This window comes from Aquimarina algiphila (genome assembly GCF_947494415.1).
In the GTDB taxonomy this organism is placed as follows: Bacteria; Bacteroidota; Bacteroidia; order Flavobacteriales; family Flavobacteriaceae; genus Aquimarina; species Aquimarina algiphila.
The window spans coordinates 619,404-637,466 of sequence record NZ_CANLVC010000002.1 but is presented as its reverse complement, the minus strand read 5'-3'; the positions used below and the strand labels follow the sequence as shown (position 1 = coordinate 637,466).

General features: G+C 33.7%; 26 protein-coding genes. 24 read left to right on the top strand and 2 right to left on the bottom strand.

Features of this window, described 5'->3' with window-relative positions; genetic code table 11:
* Window positions 1-2: 2 nt before the first annotated feature.
* From rplN to PQF96_RS05255, 24 genes are all read left to right on the top strand, one after another.
* On the top strand, window positions 3-371 hold the full coding sequence (rplN, locus tag PQF96_RS05370; RefSeq protein ID WP_027392543.1) for a 50S ribosomal protein L14: 369 nt from the start codon (window positions 3-5) through the stop codon (window positions 369-371).
* Window positions 372-384: 13 nt separating this feature from the next.
* On the top strand, window positions 385-696 hold the full coding sequence (rplX, locus tag PQF96_RS05365; protein WP_109435173.1) for a 50S ribosomal protein L24: 312 nt from the start codon (window positions 385-387) through the stop codon (window positions 694-696).
* 2 nt (window positions 697-698) lie between these two features.
* On the top strand, window positions 699-1,250 hold the full coding sequence (gene rplE, locus PQF96_RS05360) for a 50S ribosomal protein L5 (RefSeq protein WP_109435172.1): 552 nt from the start codon (window positions 699-701) through the stop codon (window positions 1,248-1,250).
* Between the two features lie 2 nt (window positions 1,251-1,252).
* A complete protein-coding gene (rpsN, locus tag PQF96_RS05355) occupies window positions 1,253-1,522 on the top strand; it encodes a 30S ribosomal protein S14 (RefSeq protein WP_108866676.1) in 270 nt (89 codons plus the stop codon).
* A gap of 70 nt (window positions 1,523-1,592) precedes the next feature.
* Window positions 1,593-1,991, top strand: a complete 399-nt coding sequence (rpsH, locus tag PQF96_RS05350; RefSeq protein WP_109435171.1) for a 30S ribosomal protein S8 — start codon at window positions 1,593-1,595, stop codon at window positions 1,989-1,991.
* Between the two features lie 21 nt (window positions 1,992-2,012).
* On the top strand, window positions 2,013-2,555 hold the full coding sequence (gene rplF, locus PQF96_RS05345) for a 50S ribosomal protein L6 (protein WP_109435170.1): 543 nt from the start codon (window positions 2,013-2,015) through the stop codon (window positions 2,553-2,555).
* An 11-nt stretch (window positions 2,556-2,566) separates the two neighbouring features.
* Entirely contained in the window at window positions 2,567-2,923 is a 357-nt protein-coding gene (gene rplR, locus PQF96_RS05340) for a 50S ribosomal protein L18 (protein ID WP_109435169.1), read from the top strand.
* Between the two features lie 6 nt (window positions 2,924-2,929).
* Window positions 2,930-3,454 (top strand): 30S ribosomal protein S5, encoded by a 525-nt coding sequence (gene rpsE / locus PQF96_RS05335; RefSeq protein ID WP_109435168.1) that lies wholly within the window; start codon window positions 2,930-2,932, stop codon window positions 3,452-3,454.
* 10 nt (window positions 3,455-3,464) lie between these two features.
* A complete protein-coding gene (gene rpmD, locus PQF96_RS05330) occupies window positions 3,465-3,644 on the top strand; it encodes a 50S ribosomal protein L30 (RefSeq protein WP_027392536.1) in 180 nt (59 codons plus the stop codon).
* A gap of 9 nt (window positions 3,645-3,653) precedes the next feature.
* Window positions 3,654-4,106, top strand: coding sequence for a 50S ribosomal protein L15 (rplO, locus tag PQF96_RS05325; protein ID WP_109435167.1), 453 nt, complete (start codon window positions 3,654-3,656; stop codon window positions 4,104-4,106).
* Window positions 4,107-4,116: 10 nt separating this feature from the next.
* On the top strand, window positions 4,117-5,457 hold the full coding sequence (gene secY / locus PQF96_RS05320) for a preprotein translocase subunit SecY (protein WP_109435166.1): 1,341 nt from the start codon (window positions 4,117-4,119) through the stop codon (window positions 5,455-5,457).
* Window positions 5,457-5,672: a translation initiation factor IF-1 gene (gene infA / locus PQF96_RS05315; protein ID WP_008613577.1), complete on the top strand. Its 216-nt coding sequence runs from the start codon at window positions 5,457-5,459 to the stop codon at window positions 5,670-5,672. Before secY ends, infA begins: the two co-directional genes overlap by 1 nt.
* Window positions 5,673-5,789: 117 nt before the next feature.
* A complete protein-coding gene (ykgO, locus tag PQF96_RS05310) occupies window positions 5,790-5,906 on the top strand; it encodes a type B 50S ribosomal protein L36 (RefSeq protein ID WP_013621733.1) in 117 nt (38 codons plus the stop codon).
* Window positions 5,907-5,908: 2 nt separating this feature from the next.
* On the top strand, window positions 5,909-6,283 hold the full coding sequence (rpsM, locus tag PQF96_RS05305; RefSeq protein ID WP_109435165.1) for a 30S ribosomal protein S13: 375 nt from the start codon (window positions 5,909-5,911) through the stop codon (window positions 6,281-6,283).
* An 8-nt stretch (window positions 6,284-6,291) separates the two neighbouring features.
* On the top strand, window positions 6,292-6,675 hold the full coding sequence (gene rpsK / locus PQF96_RS05300; RefSeq protein WP_025666464.1) for a 30S ribosomal protein S11: 384 nt from the start codon (window positions 6,292-6,294) through the stop codon (window positions 6,673-6,675).
* A gap of 135 nt (window positions 6,676-6,810) precedes the next feature.
* Window positions 6,811-7,416, top strand: a complete 606-nt coding sequence (gene rpsD, locus PQF96_RS05295) for a 30S ribosomal protein S4 (protein WP_109435164.1) — start codon at window positions 6,811-6,813, stop codon at window positions 7,414-7,416.
* Window positions 7,417-7,439: 23 nt separating this feature from the next.
* Window positions 7,440-8,432 carry a DNA-directed RNA polymerase subunit alpha gene (locus PQF96_RS05290; RefSeq protein WP_024770856.1) on the top strand — a complete coding sequence of 331 codons (993 nt, stop codon included), beginning with the start codon at window positions 7,440-7,442 and terminating at the stop codon, window positions 8,430-8,432.
* Between the two features lie 60 nt (window positions 8,433-8,492).
* On the top strand, window positions 8,493-8,972 hold the full coding sequence (gene rplQ, locus PQF96_RS05285) for a 50S ribosomal protein L17 (protein WP_109435163.1): 480 nt from the start codon (window positions 8,493-8,495) through the stop codon (window positions 8,970-8,972).
* A gap of 209 nt (window positions 8,973-9,181) precedes the next feature.
* Complete coding sequence (gene carA / locus PQF96_RS05280; protein WP_271765349.1) at window positions 9,182-10,297, top strand: glutamine-hydrolyzing carbamoyl-phosphate synthase small subunit; 1,116 nt, start codon at window positions 9,182-9,184, stop codon at window positions 10,295-10,297.
* A gap of 186 nt (window positions 10,298-10,483) precedes the next feature.
* On the top strand, window positions 10,484-11,773 hold the full coding sequence (eno, locus tag PQF96_RS05275; protein ID WP_109435161.1) for a phosphopyruvate hydratase: 1,290 nt from the start codon (window positions 10,484-10,486) through the stop codon (window positions 11,771-11,773).
* A gap of 173 nt (window positions 11,774-11,946) precedes the next feature.
* Window positions 11,947-13,233, top strand: a complete 1,287-nt coding sequence (locus PQF96_RS05270) for a citrate synthase (protein ID WP_109435160.1) — start codon at window positions 11,947-11,949, stop codon at window positions 13,231-13,233.
* 214 nt (window positions 13,234-13,447) lie between these two features.
* Window positions 13,448-14,362, top strand: a complete 915-nt coding sequence (locus PQF96_RS05265) for a dimethylarginine dimethylaminohydrolase family protein (protein ID WP_271765348.1) — start codon at window positions 13,448-13,450, stop codon at window positions 14,360-14,362.
* 84 nt (window positions 14,363-14,446) lie between these two features.
* Window positions 14,447-15,379 carry a citrulline utilization hydrolase CtlX gene (gene ctlX / locus PQF96_RS05260; RefSeq protein WP_109435158.1) on the top strand — a complete coding sequence of 311 codons (933 nt, stop codon included), beginning with the start codon at window positions 14,447-14,449 and terminating at the stop codon, window positions 15,377-15,379.
* A 118-nt stretch (window positions 15,380-15,497) separates the two neighbouring features.
* Window positions 15,498-15,908: an RrF2 family transcriptional regulator gene (locus PQF96_RS05255; RefSeq protein WP_109435157.1), complete on the top strand. Its 411-nt coding sequence runs from the start codon at window positions 15,498-15,500 to the stop codon at window positions 15,906-15,908.
* Between the two features lie 8 nt (window positions 15,909-15,916).
* Here PQF96_RS05255 and PQF96_RS05250 read toward each other — a convergent pair whose 3' ends face one another.
* Window positions 15,917-16,540: a chromophore lyase CpcT/CpeT gene (locus PQF96_RS05250; RefSeq protein ID WP_109435156.1), complete on the bottom strand. Its 624-nt coding sequence runs from the start codon at window positions 16,538-16,540 to the stop codon at window positions 15,917-15,919.
* Window positions 16,541-16,620: 80 nt separating this feature from the next.
* A complete protein-coding gene (locus PQF96_RS05245) occupies window positions 16,621-18,048 on the bottom strand; it encodes an SDR family oxidoreductase (protein WP_271765347.1) in 1,428 nt (475 codons plus the stop codon).
* Window positions 18,049-18,063 lie beyond the last annotated feature (15 nt).

The following is an 18,063-nucleotide window of genomic DNA, read 5'->3' as shown; positions in this document are numbered from 1 at the left end:
TTATGGTACAACAAGAGTCTAGATTAAAAGTAGCAGACAACACAGGTGGTAAAGAAGTTTTAGTCATTCGTGTTTTAGGTGGTACAAAAAGAAGATACGCCTCTGTAGGAGACAAAATCGTTGTCAGTGTAAAAGAAGCAACTCCAAATGGAAACATTAAAAAAGGAGCCGTTTCTACTGCAGTTGTAGTTCGTACCAAGAAAGAAGTGCGCAGACCAGATGGTTCTTATATTCGTTTCGATGATAATGCATGTGTTCTTTTGAACCCTGCAGGAGAAATGAGAGGAACACGTGTTTTTGGTCCTGTTGCAAGAGAACTTCGTGATAAGCAATTCATGAAGATTGTTTCACTAGCGCCAGAAGTGCTTTAAAACATTTGTAAAGATGACTAAGCTAAAAATAAAATCAGGAGATACAGTACGAGTTATCGCTGGAGACAATAAAGGTCAAGAGGGTACGGTGCAAAAAGTATTGAAAGATAAGAACAAGGCGATCGTAGAAGGTGTTAATTTAGTTTCAAAACACCAGAAGCCTAGTGCAACAAATCCACAAGGAGGAATTGTAAAACAAGAAGCACCTATTCATATATCTAATTTATCGTTGTTAACTTCTAAAGGAGAAACTACAAGAATTGGATATAGAGTAGAAGGAGATAAGAAAGTGAGATTTTCTAAAAAATCTAATGAAGTAATATAATTATGGCTTATATCCCAAGATTAAAACAAGAGTACAAAGACAGAGTAATGTCAGCTCTTACAGAAGAATTCAGCTATGATAATGTAATGCAAGTACCAAAGCTTAAAAAAATTGTTTTAAGTAGAGGTGTTGGAGCTGCAGTAGCTGATAAGAAGTTAATCGACTATGCAGTAGACGAATTAACAACTATAACTGGTCAGAAGGCTATAGCGACAATTTCTAAAAAAGATGTTGCTTCTTTCAAATTACGTAAAGGAATGCCAATTGGAGCAAAGGTTACGTTAAGAGGAGAAAGAATGTATGAGTTTTTAGATCGTTTGATAACTTCTGCCTTACCACGTGTTAGAGATTTTAGCGGAATAAAAGCTACAGGTTTTGATGGTAGAGGTAATTACTCACTAGGTATTCTGGAACAGATTATTTTCCCTGAAATCGATATTGATAAAGTAAATAAGATTTCTGGAATGAATATTACTTTCGAAACTTCGGCAAAAACCGATAAAGAAGCAAAATCATTGTTAACCGAACTAGGATTACCTTTTAAAAAGAATTAATTATGGCTAAAGAATCAATGAAAGCCCGTGAGGTGAAAAGAGCAAAAACTGTAGAGAAATATGCTGAAAAACGTAAGGCTTTAAAAGAAGCTGGAGATTATGAAGCATTACAGAAGTTGCCTAAAAATGCTTCGCCTGTTCGCAAACATAATCGCTGTAAGCTGACAGGAAGACCAAAAGGATATATGCGTCAATTTGGAATTTCTCGTGTTACTTTCAGAGAAATGGCGAATAAGGGATTAATTCCAGGTGTTACAAAAGCTAGTTGGTAATAATAAATTAAATTAATTGGTTTAAGGTTCGATTAAACAAATTGAAAACCAATACCATAAATTAAATACAATGAATACAGATCCTATAGCAGATTATTTAACCAGAATTCGTAATGCAAATAGTGCTCAACACAGAGTGGTTGAGATCCCTGCATCGAAGGTTAAAAAAGAGATCACTAAAATATTATTCGATCAAGGATATATTTTGAGTTATAAATTTGAAGATAATACTACACAAGGTACTATCAAGATAGCACTTAAGTACAACAAGTTAACTAAAGAGCCAGTTATTAAAGAATTACAGAGAATCAGTAAGCCAGGTTTGCGTAAGTATGCTGGGTCGAATGATATTCCAAGAATTCTTAATGGATTAGGTATTGCGATAGTTTCTACTTCTCACGGTGTAATGACCGGTAAGCGCGCTAAGCAAGAGAACGTAGGTGGTGAAGTGCTTTGTTACGTATATTAACAGTATAAAAGGACAAAAGAAATGTCAAGAATAGGAAAAAATCCAGTAACTATTCCGTCTGGTGTCACTGTTGAAGTGACAGGTAATGTTGTTACTGTTAAAGGAAAATTAGGAGAGCTTTCTCAAGATATCGATAGTATCGATGTGAAAGTAGAGGAAGGCCAGGTAGTTTTAGAAAGACCTACTGAAGCTAAAGATCATAAGGCAAAGCATGGTTTGTACAGAGCTTTGATTAATAATATGATAGTTGGTGTTTCTGAAGGATTTACTAAAGAGTTAGAATTGGTAGGAGTTGGTTACAGAGCTTCTAATCAAGGTCAGAAATTAGATTTGGCTTTAGGATTCTCTCATAATATAGTTTTAGACTTAGCACCAGAAGTTAAGGTTGAAACAATTTCAGAAAAAGGTAAAAATCCTATAGTAAAATTAACTTCTCATGATAAGCAATTGGTAGGACAGATAGCAGCTAAAATTAGAGGCTTCCGTAAACCAGAACCTTACAAAGGGAAGGGAATCAAATTCGTAGGAGAACAATTAAGAAGAAAAGCAGGTAAATCTGCATAATAACTAACGTTATGGCATTCTCAAAAGATTTAAGAAGATTAAAGATAAGAAAGCGTATCCGCGGAAGTGTAAGCGGAACAGAACAACGTCCTAGATTATCTGTTTTTAGAAGTAATAAAGAAATCTATGCTCAGGTTATAGATGATGTAACTGGTAAAACTATCAGTGCTGTTTCTTCAAGAGATAAAGACATTGCTTCGGCAACAGGAAATAAAATAGAAAAAGCAAACTTGGTAGGGAAAGCGCTAGCAGAAAAAGCTAAGAAAGCTGGTATCGAGACTGTGTCCTTTGATAGAGGAGGATATTTATATCACGGTAGAGTAAAATCATTAGCAGAAGGTGCTAGAGAAGCAGGACTTAAATTCTAAGAAATTATGTATCAGAAATATAAAAACGCAGAATTAGTAAAACCAAGCGGACTTGAACTTAAAGATCGTTTAGTTGGTGTGCAACGTGTGACTAAGGTAACAAAAGGTGGTAGAGCATTTGGTTTCTCTGCAATTGTTGTTGTTGGTGATGAAAATGGTGTTGTAGGTCATGGTTTAGGAAAGTCTAAAGAGGTAGCAGAAGCTATCGCTAAGGCAGTAGAAGATGCAAAAAAGAATTTGGTTCGTATTCCATTACATAAGGGTACTTTGCCACACGAACAAAAAGGTAAGTATGGTGGAGCAAGAGTATTGCTTTTACCTGCTGCAACTGGTACCGGGGTAATTGCTGGTGGTGCTATTCGTGCAGTATTAGAATCTGTAGGAGTACATGATGTACTTTCTAAGAACCAAGGATCGTCTAACCCGCACAATGTGGTGAAAGCAACATTTGATGCTCTGTTACAGATGCGTAGTGCGCAGCAGGTAGCAGCTCAAAGAGGTGTTTCACTAGAGAAAGTGTTTAAAGGATAAATCAGGAACGATGGCAAAGATTAAAATTACTAAAGTAAAAAGTGCAATTAACCGCACTCAAAGACAAAAGAGAACCTTAGAAGCTCTAGGTCTTAAAAAGATCGGCCAGGTTGTGGAGCATGATGATACTCCGAATATCCTTGGGATGGTAAATAAAGTTAAACATTTAGTTTCTGTAGAAACAAAATAATTAAAGCAAATGGATTTAAGTAACTTAAAACCTGCTGCAGGTTCGGTAAAAAATAATAGTAAGCGAGTGGGTCGCGGACAAGGTTCTGGTAAAGGAGGAACTGCTACTCGTGGACATAAAGGAGCGAAATCAAGATCTGGTTATTCTAAAAAGATCGGTTTTGAAGGAGGGCAAATGCCACTTCAAAGACGTGTGCCAAAGTTTGGTTTCAAAAACATTAACAGAAAAGAATATCAGGGGATTAATTTGGACACACTACAAAAGTTAGTAGATGATGGAAAAATTAAAGATATTGCGGATCTGGATGTGTTTTTAAATACACGTCTTGCTGGGAAAAATGATTTGGTTAAAATATTGGGAAGAGGTGAACTGAAGGCTAAATTAAAAGTCTCAGCTCACAAATTTACAGCCACTGCAAAAGCTGCTATAGAAGCAGCAGGTGGTGAAGCAGTAACCTTATAATAGACAATTCATGAAATTTATTGATACAATAAAAAACATTTGGAAAATCGAAGAGCTAAAGAATAGAATTTTAGTTACACTAGGACTTCTTTTAGTATATCGATTCGGAGCACAAGTAGTACTTCCAGGAATAGATGCCTCAGAACTAGCAAACCTTGGTACACAGACCCAAGACGGTTTGCTGGGACTCCTTAATGCATTTACAGGAGGAGCTTTTGCTAATGCTTCAGTATTTGCACTAGGTATTATGCCATATATATCTGCTTCTATTGTAGTGCAGTTAATGGGAATAGCAATTCCATATTTACAAAAATTACAAAAAGAAGGAGAGAGCGGTAGAAAAAAGATTAATCAAATTACACGTTGGTTAACTATTGCTATTACTTTGGTTCAGGGGCCTGGGTACATTTATAATTTATTTGCTACACTTCCTCCCTCTGCATTTAGTGCTGAAATAAGTCAAACAGTTTTTGTTGTATCTTCTGTAATCATAATATCTACTGGTTGTATTTTTGCAATGTGGTTAGGTGAGAAGATTACAGATAAAGGTATAGGTAATGGTATCTCCTTATTGATTATGGTAGGTATTATCGCTACACTTCCACAATCATTTGTACAGAACTTTTCTTCAAGAGTTTCTGGTGATGGTGGTGGAATGATAATGGTTTTAATTGAGCTTGTTATCTGGTTTGTAATCATTTTAGCTTCTGTTCTGTTAGTAATGGCTGTTCGTCAGATACCAGTTCAGTATGCGAGAAGAACAGCAGGTGGTGGATATGAGAAAAATGTTTTTGGATCTCGTCAATATATACCATTAAAATTAAATGCTTCTGGTGTAATGCCAATTATCTTTGCTCAGGCAATTATGTTTGTTCCTGCGGCAGTTGCTGGTCTTTCAGATTCAGATGCTTCGCAAGGTGTAGCAGCTGCTTTTAGTGATATTTTTGGACTTTGGTATAATGTTCTATTTGCGGTGCTCATTATTGTGTTTACATATTTTTATACCGCAATTACAGTACCTACAAATAAAATGGCAGATGATTTAAAACGTAGTGGAGGTTTTATTCCGGGTATTAGACCAGGAAGTGAAACTTCAGAATACTTAGATAAGATAATGTCACAAATTACATTGCCAGGTTCAATTTTCTTAGCGTTAATAGCAGTATTCCCTGCAATAGCGGTTAAGTTGTTAGATGTGCAACAAGGTTGGGCGTTATTTTTTGGAGGAACATCACTACTTATTATGGTAGGTGTAGCAATTGATACGATGCAACAGGTTAATTCATATTTGTTGAATAGACATTATGATGGATTGATGAAAACAGGTAAAAACCGTAAAGCAGTAGCATAATGGCAAAGCAACCGGCAATAGAACAAGACGGAAGTATTATTGAGGCATTGTCTAATGCAATGTTTCGAGTTGAGTTAGAAAATGGTCACGTTGTGACTGCCCATATATCTGGTAAAATGCGTATGCATTATATAAAATTATTACCAGGAGATAAAGTGAAGTTAGAAATGAGTCCTTATGATTTAACTAAGGCTCGGATAACATATAGATACTAAATAAATTAAGAATATTGTAAATTAAGATTTTTTGTGTACTTTTGCAGGCTGAAAAATCTTGTTACTGATTCATTTTAAAATATGTTTCGACGTGTTTTAGAAATTAAAAACAAAGAGATGAAAGTTAGAGCATCAATAAAAAAGAGAAGTGCCGAGTGCAAGATTGTGCGTAGAAAAGGCCGACTTTACGTGATTAATAAAAAGAATCCTAGATTTAAACAAAGACAAGGGTAATTATGGCAAGAATTGCAGGGGTAGATATACCTAAACAAAAGCGAGGAGTTATAGCATTAACCTATATCTTCGGAATTGGTAGAAGTAGAGCTAAAGAGATTTTAGCGACTGCCAAAGTAGATGAGAGTATAAAAGTTTCTGATTGGAATGATGACCAAATTGGTCTTATCCGTGAAGCCGTTGGAGCCTATACCATAGAAGGAGAATTACGTTCTGAAGTACAGTTGAATATCAAACGTCTTATGGATATAGGATGTTACAGAGGTATTCGTCATAGAGCTGGTTTACCGCTTAGAGGACAACGTACTAAGAATAACTCTAGAACACGTAAAGGAAGAAGAAAAACAGTTGCTAACAAGAAAAAAGCGACTAAATAATAAGTAGTATGGCAAAGTCAACTTCAAAAAAACGTAAGGTAATTGTTGAGTCTGTTGGAGAAGCACACGTAACAGCTTCTTTTAACAACATTATTATCTCACTAACAAATAAAAAAGGAGACGTTATTTCATGGTCTTCTGCTGGTAAAATGGGCTTTAGAGGTTCTAAAAAGAATACTCCTTATGCGGCTCAATTGGCTGCAGAAGATGCTTCTAAAGTTGCTATCGAAGCAGGGCTTAAGAAAGTGAAAGTATACGTAAAAGGTCCAGGTAATGGTAGAGAATCTGCAATACGTTCTCTTCATAATTCAGGAATTGAAGTTTCAGAAATCATTGATGTAACTCCAATGCCTCATAATGGATGTCGCCCTCCTAAAAGACGTAGAGTATAATTTTATCCCGAACATTGTTCGGGATCTTTATTATATATAAATTAAAATAAGTAAGTAAATCTAAATGGGGAAAAATGATTATCGAAGGAAAGAGACCTTAATTCATAATCATCCTCAGTAACTAAATTATTAATAATGGCAAGATATACTGGTCCAAAAACTAAAATCGCTCGTAAATTTGGTGAAGCGATATTCGGAGATGATAAATCATTCGAAAAAAGAAATTACCCTCCAGGGCAACACGGAAATAACAGACGTAGAGGTAAGAAAAGTGAATATGCTATCCAGTTAATGGAAAAGCAAAAAGCAAAATATACTTATGGTGTTCTAGAACGTCAGTTCCGTAATATGTTCGAAAAAGCTACACGTGCACAAGGTATTACTGGTGAGGTGTTACTTCAGTTATGTGAATCACGTTTGGATAATGTAGTATTCAGAATGGGATTAGCAAATTCTCGTAGAGGAGCAAGACAATTGGTTTCTCACAGGCATATTACTGTTAATGGTCAACAAGTTAACATTCCGTCTTACCAATTAAGAGCTGGAGATGTGGTTGGAGTAAGAGAAAAATCAAAATCATTAGAAGTAATTCAAAATTCTCTTGCTAATAATAGCAAAGTATATGAGTGGATTACATTCAATAACGATACTAAAGAAGGTACTTTTGTGTCGGTTCCGGCAAGAATTCAGATTCCGGAAAATATAAACGAACAATTCATTGTCGAATTATACTCTAAGTAATAACTCTAAGAAGAAAAAATAACATGGCAATATTAAATTTTCAGAAGCCCGATAAAGTTATCATGATCGACTCTACTGAGTTCGATGGTAAATTTGAATTTAGACCATTAGAACCAGGGTATGGATTAACAGTTGGTAATGCTTTACGAAGAGTTTTGCTATCTTCTTTAGAAGGATTCGCTATAACTTCTCTTAGAATAGAAGGTGTAGATCATGAGTTCTCTACAATCTCTGGAGTAGTAGAAGATGTTACAGAAATTATCTTAAATCTTAAGCAAGTACGTTTTAAGCGTCAGATAGAAGATATAGATAATGAATCTGTTACTATTTCTATTTCAGGTCAAGAGCAATTAACTGCTGGAGATTTTCAGAAATTTATTTCTGGATTTCAGGTATTGAATCCTGATCTAGTTATCTGTAATATGGATAAAAAAGTAGCACTTAACCTTGAGATTACTATTGAAAAAGGTAGAGGTTATGTTCCTGCTGAAGAAAATAAGAAAGCTAACGCTCCTATTGGAACCATTTTTACAGATTCTATATACACTCCAATTAAAAATGTTAAATATAGCATTGAGAATTATCGTGTAGAGCAAAAAACAGATTACGAAAAATTAGTTTTCGAAATTGTAACTGACGGATCTATTCATCCAAAAGATGCATTAACTGAAGCTGCTAAGATATTAATTCATCACTTTATGTTATTCTCTGATGAGCGTATTACATTAGAAGCTGATGAGATTGCACAAACAGAAACTTATGATGAAGAATCACTTCACATGAGACAATTGTTAAAAACAAAGTTGATCGATATGGATCTCTCCGTACGTGCACTTAACTGTTTAAAAGCAGCAGAGGTAGACACTTTAGGAGACTTAGTATCTTATAATAAAAATGACTTAATGAAGTTCCGTAACTTTGGTAAGAAATCTTTAACCGAGCTTGAAGAGCTAGTTAATGTTAAAGGACTTAACTTTGGTATGGATCTTTCTAAATATAAATTAGATAAAGACTAATCCATCATATTTTGCTCCCCAGAAAGGGTTGAAGCAAGATGATGATTAAAATTAAATGTCATGAGACACGGAAAAAAAGTAAATCATTTAGGGAGAAAAACGGCACATCGTAAAGCTATGCTTGCGAATATGGCTTGTTCTCTAATAGAGCATAAAAGAATCAATACTACAGTTGCAAAAGCAAAAGCGCTTAAGCAATTTGTGGAGCCGTTAGTAACTAAATCTAAAGAAGATACTACTCATAACCGACGTATTGTTTTTAGTAGATTACGAAATAAATATGCAGTAACCGAACTATTTAGAGACGTTGCACCTAAGGTAGGAGATAGACCAGGAGGATATACAAGGATTATTAAACTTGGAAATCGTCTAGGTGATAATGCTGATATGGCAATGATTGAACTAGTGGATTATAACGAGTTATATAACGCTGGAAAACCTGCAAAGAAGAAAGCAAGAAGAAGAGGAGGAAAAGGAAAGAAAGCTGAAACTGCTCCGGCGGCACCAGCTAAAGAAACTGCTAATTCTGAAGAAGAATAAATGAATAGTGTATATCACACATAATACTAAAAGGATAAACGTTCGTCGTTTATCCTTTTTTTTTGAATAATTATAATGGTTTAATTTCCGCCTTAAAGGAAATATGTTGTTAAATTAAATAGAAGATAACAGAATTTGAAATTATTATAATAACAATATAGTTACTTTGTAGATTCTGAAAGATTTTTGAAAACAATAAACGTAAATAAATGAAATATCAATCTCGAAAAAAAGCAATCCTGTTATTAGCTGATGGTACAATTTTTCACGGTAAAGCTGTCGGTAAAGAGGGTAGTGCCTTTGGTGAAGTATGTTTTAATACAGGTATGACAGGTTATCAGGAGATTTTTACTGATCCTTCATATTATGGACAATTAATGGTTACCACTAATGCCCATATTGGTAATTATGGTACTAATGATGAAGAGGTCGAGTCAGATTCTGTGAAAATTGCTGGACTTATAGTAAAGAACTTTAGTTATGAATATTCTCGTGACCTTGCGGATAGTTCTTTACAAGAATTTTTAGAGAAAAATAACCTCCTGGCAATTTCTGATGTAGATACACGGGCTTTAGTAAGCTATATTAGAGATAATGGAGCGATGAATGCTGTCATTTCAACTGAAATAGATGGTATAGAGAAATTAAAAGAACAATTGGCAGCAGTGCCTAACATGAATGGTTTAGAGTTGGCCTCAAAAGTTTCTACATCTGAACCTTATTTTGTTGGAGATTCTAATGCTACTTATAAAATTTCGGCATTGGACATAGGGATAAAGAAAAATATTCTTCGTAATCTAACCAAAAGAGATGCTTATGTAAAAGTGTTTCCATATAATGCCACCTTTGCAGAGATGAGTGAATGGGGTCCTGATGGATATTTCTTATCAAATGGACCTGGAGATCCTGAGCCATTAACAGAGGCTATCGCGACGGCAAAAGATATTTTGGCTAATGACTTACCACTTTTTGGTATATGTTTAGGGCATCAGGTTATTGCATTGGCTAATGGGATTAGTACTTATAAAATGCATAATGGGCATAGAGGAATTAATCATCCTGTAAAAAACCTAATTACAGGTAAAGGGGAGATTACTTCTCAGAATCATGGTTTTGCAATACATAGAGAAGAAACTGAAAAACATCCTGAGGTAGAAATAACACATGTGCATCTAAATGATCATACAGTTGCAGGGATTAAAATGAAAAATAAGAATTGTTTCTCTGTACAATACCATCCAGAAGCTAGTCCGGGACCAAATGATTCAGTTTACTTATTTGATCAATTTATTGAAAATATTAAGAACGCAAAAATTACTGCGTAAAACTTAGATTGTTTAAATGATATGTAAAGCATTTTTGCAATGTATTATGCTATAACGTTATAGTTGATAACTTGACTATAATATTGTGGTTTTACTAGTAAATTAAGACTTTTTTGAAGGGATTAAAGTTTACTGGTTTTGTATATTGCGAAGAATTAAAATTATCCAACAAAATAAATTAAAGACATGAGTGTAATTATTAATATTCACGCTAGACAGATCTTAGATTCACGTGGTAACCCAACTGTAGAAGTAGACGTGATTACTGAAAATGGTGTTCTAGGAAGAGCAGCGGTTCCTTCTGGAGCGTCCACTGGAGAACACGAAGCTGTAGAGTTACGTGATGGAGGTAAAAACTATATGGGTAAAGGAGTGCTTAAGGCTGTTGAAAATGTAAATACAATAATTGCTGAAGAGTTACTAGGCTATTCTATATTTGATCAGAATTTATTAGATCGAACTATGATAGAACTTGATGGAACTCCTAATAAATCAAAACTTGGGGCGAACGCAATTCTAGGTGTTTCTTTAGCGGCTGCAAAAGCAGCTGCAAATGAATTAAACATGCCGTTGTACCGTTATGTTGGAGGAGTGAGTGCTAATACACTTCCTGTTCCTATGATGAATATAATTAATGGTGGATCACATAGTGATGCGCCAATAGCATTTCAAGAATTTATGGTGATGCCTGTAAAAGCTGAGAATTTTACTCATGCTATGCAAATGGGAACAGAGATCTTTCATAATCTTAAGAAGGTATTACATGATAGAGGATTAAGTACTGCTGTTGGTGACGAAGGTGGTTTTGCTCCGACTTTAGATGGTACAGAAGATGCTTTGGATTCAATTGCTCTAGCTGTAGAAAAGGCAGGATATAAATTTGGAGACGAAGTAATGGTTGCTCTAGATTGTGCCGCAGCAGAATTTTATGTTGATGGTAAATATGATTACACCAAATTTGAAGGAGATACCGGAGTAATTCGTACAAGTGAAGAGCAGGCTGATTACCTTGCAGAGCTCGCTTCAAAGTATCCTATTATTTCTATAGAAGATGGTATGGACGAAAATGATTGGGATGGTTGGAAATACCTTACAGATAAAATAGGAGATAAAGTTCAGTTAGTTGGAGATGATTTATTCGTAACCAATGTTGAAAGATTGTCTAGAGGAATTGAAAATGGTATTGCAAATTCAATTCTTATTAAAGTTAATCAAATAGGAACACTTACCGAAACTATTGCAGCAGTTAATATGGCTCATAATGCGGGATATACTTCTGTAATGTCTCATCGATCCGGTGAAACCGAAGATAATACAATAGCAGATTTGGCAGTAGCTTTAAATACAGGACAGATAAAAACAGGTTCTGCATCTAGAAGTGATAGAATGGCAAAATACAATCAATTACTTCGTATAGAAGAAGAATTAGGTGTTGTTGCTTACTATCCAAAAGAGAACGCTTTTAAGATAAAATAATACGATATATTAATAGTAATAAAGAGGCTATCTGAAAAGGTAGTCTCTTTTTTTTTGAATAATTTAGGAAATAGGTTGTAAGGGTAAAAATCATCTTACGATTAATAACATATTAACACTATATTTCGTAATTTAGCGAATCTACAATAACAGCAAAATTCTAAAATAATCACATGTCAAAAACAGCTACGTTAGAAATCGACGGTAATAGGTATGAGTTCCCAATAATAGAAGGAACAGAGAATGAATTAGGAATTGATATTAAAGCACTTAGAGGGGTAACTAATGGAGTTACCACAATTGATCCAGGATATAAAAATACTGGAAGTTGCGAGAGTGCTATTACTTTTCTAGATGGAGAAAAAGGAATCTTAAGATATCGAGGATATTCTATCGAAGAATTAGCAGAAAAAGCAGATTTTTTAGAAGTTGCCTACTTATTAATTTTTGGAGAATTACCTACTGCAGTGCAATTAGAAAAATTCGATAAAGATATTAAGGAAGAATCTCATGTAGATGAGGATATGAAAAAAATCTTGGACGGGTTCCCTAAAAGTGCTCATCCAATGGGAGTATTGTCTTCTTTAACAAGTGCATTGATTGCTTTTAATCCAGGATCTGTTGATGTTGATTCTGAAGAGGAAATGTACAATGCTATTGTAAAAATATTAGCAAAATTTCCTGTACTTGCAGCTTGGACGATGAGAAAAAGAAAAAGTTTACCATTAGATTATGGAGATAGTTCTTTAGGTTATGTAGAGAATCTGCATAAAATGATGTTTGCAAGACCTAATAAAACATATGAGCCAAATAAATTAGTCTATGATGCACTTGATAAATTGCTAATTCTTCATGCTGATCATGAACAAAACTGTTCTACTTCTACAGTAAGAATAGTAGGTTCTTCTCATGCTGGATTATTTGCGTCATTATCTGCAGGGATATCTGCACTATGGGGACCTCTTCATGGAGGGGCAAATCAGGCAGTTATAGAAATGCTTGAAGCTATTAAAGCAGATGGTGGAGATACGGCAAAATATATAAACAAAGCTAAAGATAAAAATGACCCTTTCCGTTTAATGGGATTTGGACACAGGGTATATAAGAATTTTGATCCTAGAGCTAAAATCATTAAAAAATCTGCAGAAGAAGTGCTAGGTGATTTGGGTATCGAAGATCCTGTTCTTGATATAGCAAAGGGACTATCCTCTGTTGCTTTAGAAGATGAATATTTTGTACAACGAAAATTGTATCCAAATGTGGATTTTTATTCAGGAATTATTTATAGAGCGTTAGGTATTCCAACCGAAATGTTTACTGTAATGTTTGCTTTAGGAAGATTACCTGGATGGATTGCTCAATGGAGAGAAATGCGTCTTCGTAAAGAACCAATAGGGAGACCAAGGCAAATATATATTGGAGAAAATCATAGAACGTTCAAAACAGTATCCGAACGTTAATATTTAATAATATTATGTAAAAAGGCGTTGAGTTATATTCAACGCCTTTTTTGTTAGATTGATAAGATGAGCTTCTCTAAAGATGCTCATTTTTCGAATTTAATAAAAGAATTGATATTTTTTTGCATAAAATTGGTTTTCAGAGATTGTCTATTTATATATTTGCCTAACTACTCGGGTTAACATAATTATTTACACTTAAAAACTTATTTTTTTGCAACTAAATATACAGAACGAAACGTCTAGATTAAGAGCAGTGGTTTTAGGAACGGCAAAGAGTAATGGTCCAGTTCCAAAAATAGAGGAAGCTTATGATCCTAAATCTATTGAACATATAAAGGCAGGAACGTATCCTGAAGAATCTGCTATGGTTACAGAAATGGAATCTGTGGCCAAAGTTTTTGAAAAATATGATGTAAAAGTATATCGTCCGGATATAATAAAAGATTATAATCAAATCTTTGCAAGAGATATTGCTTTGGTAATAGAAGATAAATTTATCAAATCTAATATCCTTCCCGATAGAGAAAAAGAAATAAAAGCAATTCAATATGTTATAGACCAAATAGATCCTGATAAAGTCTATAAAGCTCCGTCAGAAGATATTCATTTTGAAGGCGGTGATATCATGGTACATAATGATCATATATTTATTGGGACATATAAAGGTGATGATTACTCAGATTGTATTGTTGCCAGAACAAATATGAAAGGGGTAGCCTATATACAATCTCTTTTCCCAAATAAAATAGTTAAAGAATTCGATCTTAATAAGTCAATGAAAGATCCCAGAGATAATGCATTACATCTGGATTGTTGTTTTCAACCCGTAGGAAACAATAAGGCTATCATCCATAAAGAAGGTTTTAGAGATGTTTTAGATTATGAATATCTTGTTAATCTATTTGGTAATGAAAACCTTTTTCATATTGATAAAAATGAAATGTATAATATGAATTCGAACATTTTTTCTATAGCAGAAGATGTTGTTATTTCAGAGAAGAATTTCACAAGATTAAATACTTGGATGCGTAGCAATAATATCATAGTAGAGGAAGTCCCTTATGCAGAAATAGCAAAACAAGAAGGGTTATTGCGTTGTTCTACAATGCCATTAATAAGAGATTAATAAAATATACAATACTATTTATTAGTATATCATTTAGAGAAGTAAATATTATATACTATCTCGAATCTTAAAAAAATAAAACAGATGAGACAAGTAACGAATACCATAGTTATGATTCGTCCGGTACAGTTTAGGATGAATGAGCAAACAGCTGTAAATAATTATTATCAAGAGAATCCTGGTATTATTGCAGAGAAAGCTAATGTAAAAGCACAGCAAGAATTTGATCAGTTTGTTGCTTCATTAAAAAAAGTTGGAGTTCAGGTTATAGTGATTGATGATGACCCCAAAAATGATACTCCAGATTCTATTTTTCCTAATAACTGGGTGTCTTTTCATGAAAATGGAGATGTTGGTTTATATCCTATGTTTGCTGTTAATAGAAGAAAAGAACGTAAGCCAGAGGTTTTAAATCAGATAGAAGCTACAGGCTTTGAAATAAAAAACATTGTAGATTATACTTCTGCAGAAGATGAAGAACTATTTCTAGAAGGTACAGGAAGTATTGTGTTGGATAGAACTAATAGAAAGGCTTATTGCGCTTTATCTGCTCGAGCAGATGAAGGGCTATTCATCGAATTTTGTGAGGATTTCGAATATACCCCTGTTGTTTTTATTGCATACCAAACTGTTGGTGAAAAAAGACTTCCAATCTACCATACTAATGTAATGATGGGGATTGGAGAAACATTTGCGGTAGTATGCCTGGAGTGTATAGACGATAAAAAAGAACGAAAAAACCTTATTGATCATCTAAAGAAAGATGGAAAAGATATTATTGCAATTACCGAAGATCAGGTTAACAATTTTGCAGGCAACATGCTTCAAGTTGTAGGTTCGGGAGATAAGCGTTATCTTGTCATGTCATCAGCAGCATTTAGAAGTTTAAGTAAAGATCAAATAACCAAGATAGAAAAGCATTGTGCAATTCTACATAGTGATCTTAATACTATTGAAACTTTAGGAGGAGGAAGTGCACGTTGTATGATGGCTGAAGTTTTTCTTCCAAAAAAATAGATATAGGATTGAAGTGTATTAAAGTATTTCTTCTGGATATATCCTTTTACTATTAGTTGTATATGCTATTTGGTTGGATAAGAAAATAGTAAATATGTATAGGTGAAATAAACAAAATATGCTTTCAAAAAAAACAAAATATGGCTTAAAAGCGTTAACATATATTGCTAGAAAAAGATGTGAACATCCGGTTTTAATATCAGAAATTGCAGTTAGTGAGAATATTTCTCAAAAGTTTTTAGAGAGTATTTTATTAACGTTGAGGAAAACCGGGTTTTTAGGATCAAAAAAAGGTAAGGGCGGGGGATATTACTTAATTAAAGAGCCTAAAGAAATAACAATGGCTTCTGTGATTAGAGTTTTAGAAGGTCCTATAGCTATGCTCCCTTGTGTGAGTCTTAATTTTTATGAAAAATGTGACGATTGTCCCGATGAGGATAAGTGTGCTGTCCATAGTGTTATGATAGAAGTAAGAGATAATACACTTAAGGTTTTGGAAAACAAAACTTTGGAAGATTTTATAAATTGAAATTGATATCAATTTTTTGCTAATCTTTTATATTTAAAAGGACCTCTAATTTTCCCCCAAACCTGTTTTCCTTTTTCATCATATCCTCTTGTCCATATTGATATTTTATCCTTACTAACTACAAAAGAACTAGAGATATAATCTACATGATCAATGCTGCTAGAGCAGGTTCCTTTATTTGTTTTTCCAGAATATATGGTCGAAGTTTTTTTCTTAAAATATACCTGACATCCTTTTCTGATTTGTAAACTATCCAAAGTCAACTTGTCAAAAACTTCTATGTCTTTCCACCCTAATTTATAATCTTTTTCATTAAGAATTCTGTATCCTGTACTTTTAAAAGTAATTGAATCTATTCTGTCATAATTTATTATTCTCTGACTGTACACATAATTGTTTTCTTTTACTGCCGACAATTCAGAATATATCCAATATCCAGGTTTATCTTTCCAGATTCTTACATTTATCATATGTGAATGGGAAAAGCCATTATCTTTTTTTGATTGTTCTTTATTAGAGAATTCACCAATCATTAATGTTGCCAAATTATGTAATTCTATATCTTTTATAGGTTTAGAATTGCAAGAATTAAATACAATTAATAGAAAAATAATTGGTAAAAATTGCTTCATATAGTTTTTTACTAAATATATGAAAAAATGTCAAAAAAATGCAATTTACCGATAAAACTTAGCGTTTTATCCTAGTAAAATTAATTTAAAGCAGCAATTTTACGAATCATACCTCCAAAAATAAAATAATGAAAGGGCACCATGATATACCAATACAATCTTCCCCAAATACCTTTGGGTCTAAAAGTAGCGGTTTGATGTAATATATTGTTTTCATCAATGTCAAATTCTAGCCACGCTTCTCCAGGTACTTTCATTTCGGCAAATAATAATAGACGCATATTATTTTTATCAGCTACAAGTACTCTCCAAAAATCTAAAGCATCCCCAGAAAATATCTCATCTGCGTGTGTTCGCCCTCTTCGTAAACCCACACCTCCAAAAAATTTGTCAAAATACCCTCTGATTTTCCACATCCAATTTCCATAGTACCAGCCCGTCTCTCCCCCGATTGCCCAAATACGATTTAATGCTTTTTCTGAGTTTGTTAGTTTAATCTTTTTTTGATCTTTAAAGCAACCACGTCTGGGTACAGTAATATATTTTTGAATATCTTTTTCAAAACGTCCACTAATCATAGAATCCTTCCAGCTAGAAACAACTTGATTTTGCTCTATTTTTATAAATGCTAATTCTAAAGCCTTGTCATACGTCATTGGTGAAATACATAAAATTTCTTGAAGACGCTTATCATTTGCGATTACAGGAATACTCATACTGTCTACTAGATTTAGTGCTAACTTATATGAGGTCGAAGTAACAAAATATAACCAATATGACGATAATTTTGGAGTCATGATAGGTAATGTGATGATGTATAATCGAATTCCTCTTACTTTTGCATACGACATCAACATTTCTCTATAGGTCAGAACATCTGGTCCACTAATATCATATGATTCATTATAGCATTTAGAGTTTCCAAGAACACCAACCATAAAATTAAGTACATCCCTAATCGCTATAGGTTGAGTTTTGGTGTTTACCCATTTTGGAGTAATCATTACAGGCAGTTTTTCGCATAAATCCCTAATGATTTCAAAAGAGGAACTGCCAGAACCTACGATTATACCAGAACGTAAAACGGTAAGGTTGTAATTTCCTTTGTATAATGTTTCTTCAACATTTTTTCTTGACCATAAATGTTTAGATAAATTCTTCTCATTAACAATACCGCTCAAATAGATTACTTGTTTTATGTTGGTGTGCTTAACGTATATATTGAAGTTTTTCGCAGCAATCTCTTCTTTTTTATCAAAATCACTTGTAGAGGAACTCATAGAATGAATTAGATAATATGCCGCATCAATATCTTTGGGTAATAAAGAAGTATCAGGTGTGTCTAAAAAATCTATTTCGACGATTTCTACTCTTTCTTTAATTTCCTGATCAATAGAAAGTCTATTCTTATCTCTAACACAACATATTACTGTATGCCCGGCATTAAGAAGTAAGGGTAAAAGTCGCATTCCAATATATCCATTGGTTCCAGTAAGAAGAATTCGCATTTTTAATGTTTAAGG

What these genes read in the sequence shown, in the direction of transcription:
- rplN (WP_027392543.1), top strand. Translation starts at nt 3, where the DNA reads ATGGTACAACAAGAGTCTAGATTAAAAGTAGCAGACAACACAGGTGGT.
- rplX (WP_109435173.1), top strand. Translation starts at nt 385, where the DNA reads ATGACTAAGCTAAAAATAAAATCAGGAGATACAGTACGAGTTATCGCT.
- rplE (WP_109435172.1), top strand. Translation starts at nt 699, where the DNA reads ATGGCTTATATCCCAAGATTAAAACAAGAGTACAAAGACAGAGTAATG.
- rpsN (WP_108866676.1), top strand. Translation starts at nt 1,253, where the DNA reads ATGGCTAAAGAATCAATGAAAGCCCGTGAGGTGAAAAGAGCAAAAACT.
- rpsH (WP_109435171.1), top strand. Translation starts at nt 1,593, where the DNA reads ATGAATACAGATCCTATAGCAGATTATTTAACCAGAATTCGTAATGCA.
- rplF (WP_109435170.1), top strand. Translation starts at nt 2,013, where the DNA reads ATGTCAAGAATAGGAAAAAATCCAGTAACTATTCCGTCTGGTGTCACT.
- rplR (WP_109435169.1), top strand. Translation starts at nt 2,567, where the DNA reads ATGGCATTCTCAAAAGATTTAAGAAGATTAAAGATAAGAAAGCGTATC.
- rpsE (WP_109435168.1), top strand. Translation starts at nt 2,930, where the DNA reads ATGTATCAGAAATATAAAAACGCAGAATTAGTAAAACCAAGCGGACTT.
- rpmD (WP_027392536.1), top strand. Translation starts at nt 3,465, where the DNA reads ATGGCAAAGATTAAAATTACTAAAGTAAAAAGTGCAATTAACCGCACT.
- rplO (WP_109435167.1), top strand. Translation starts at nt 3,654, where the DNA reads ATGGATTTAAGTAACTTAAAACCTGCTGCAGGTTCGGTAAAAAATAAT.
- secY (WP_109435166.1), top strand. Translation starts at nt 4,117, where the DNA reads ATGAAATTTATTGATACAATAAAAAACATTTGGAAAATCGAAGAGCTA.
- infA (WP_008613577.1), top strand. Translation starts at nt 5,457, where the DNA reads ATGGCAAAGCAACCGGCAATAGAACAAGACGGAAGTATTATTGAGGCA.
- ykgO (WP_013621733.1), top strand. Translation starts at nt 5,790, where the DNA reads ATGAAAGTTAGAGCATCAATAAAAAAGAGAAGTGCCGAGTGCAAGATT.
- rpsM (WP_109435165.1), top strand. Translation starts at nt 5,909, where the DNA reads ATGGCAAGAATTGCAGGGGTAGATATACCTAAACAAAAGCGAGGAGTT.
- rpsK (WP_025666464.1), top strand. Translation starts at nt 6,292, where the DNA reads ATGGCAAAGTCAACTTCAAAAAAACGTAAGGTAATTGTTGAGTCTGTT.
- rpsD (WP_109435164.1), top strand. Translation starts at nt 6,811, where the DNA reads ATGGCAAGATATACTGGTCCAAAAACTAAAATCGCTCGTAAATTTGGT.
- PQF96_RS05290 (WP_024770856.1), top strand. Translation starts at nt 7,440, where the DNA reads ATGGCAATATTAAATTTTCAGAAGCCCGATAAAGTTATCATGATCGAC.
- rplQ (WP_109435163.1), top strand. Translation starts at nt 8,493, where the DNA reads ATGAGACACGGAAAAAAAGTAAATCATTTAGGGAGAAAAACGGCACAT.
- carA (WP_271765349.1), top strand. Translation starts at nt 9,182, where the DNA reads ATGAAATATCAATCTCGAAAAAAAGCAATCCTGTTATTAGCTGATGGT.
- eno (WP_109435161.1), top strand. Translation starts at nt 10,484, where the DNA reads ATGAGTGTAATTATTAATATTCACGCTAGACAGATCTTAGATTCACGT.
- PQF96_RS05270 (WP_109435160.1), top strand. Translation starts at nt 11,947, where the DNA reads ATGTCAAAAACAGCTACGTTAGAAATCGACGGTAATAGGTATGAGTTC.
- ctlX (WP_109435158.1), top strand. Translation starts at nt 14,447, where the DNA reads ATGAGACAAGTAACGAATACCATAGTTATGATTCGTCCGGTACAGTTT.
- PQF96_RS05255 (WP_109435157.1), top strand. Translation starts at nt 15,498, where the DNA reads ATGCTTTCAAAAAAAACAAAATATGGCTTAAAAGCGTTAACATATATT.
- PQF96_RS05250 (WP_109435156.1), bottom strand. Translation starts at nt 16,540, where the DNA reads ATGAAGCAATTTTTACCAATTATTTTTCTATTAATTGTATTTAATTCT.
- PQF96_RS05245 (WP_271765347.1), bottom strand. Translation starts at nt 18,048, where the DNA reads ATGCGAATTCTTCTTACTGGAACCAATGGATATATTGGAATGCGACTT.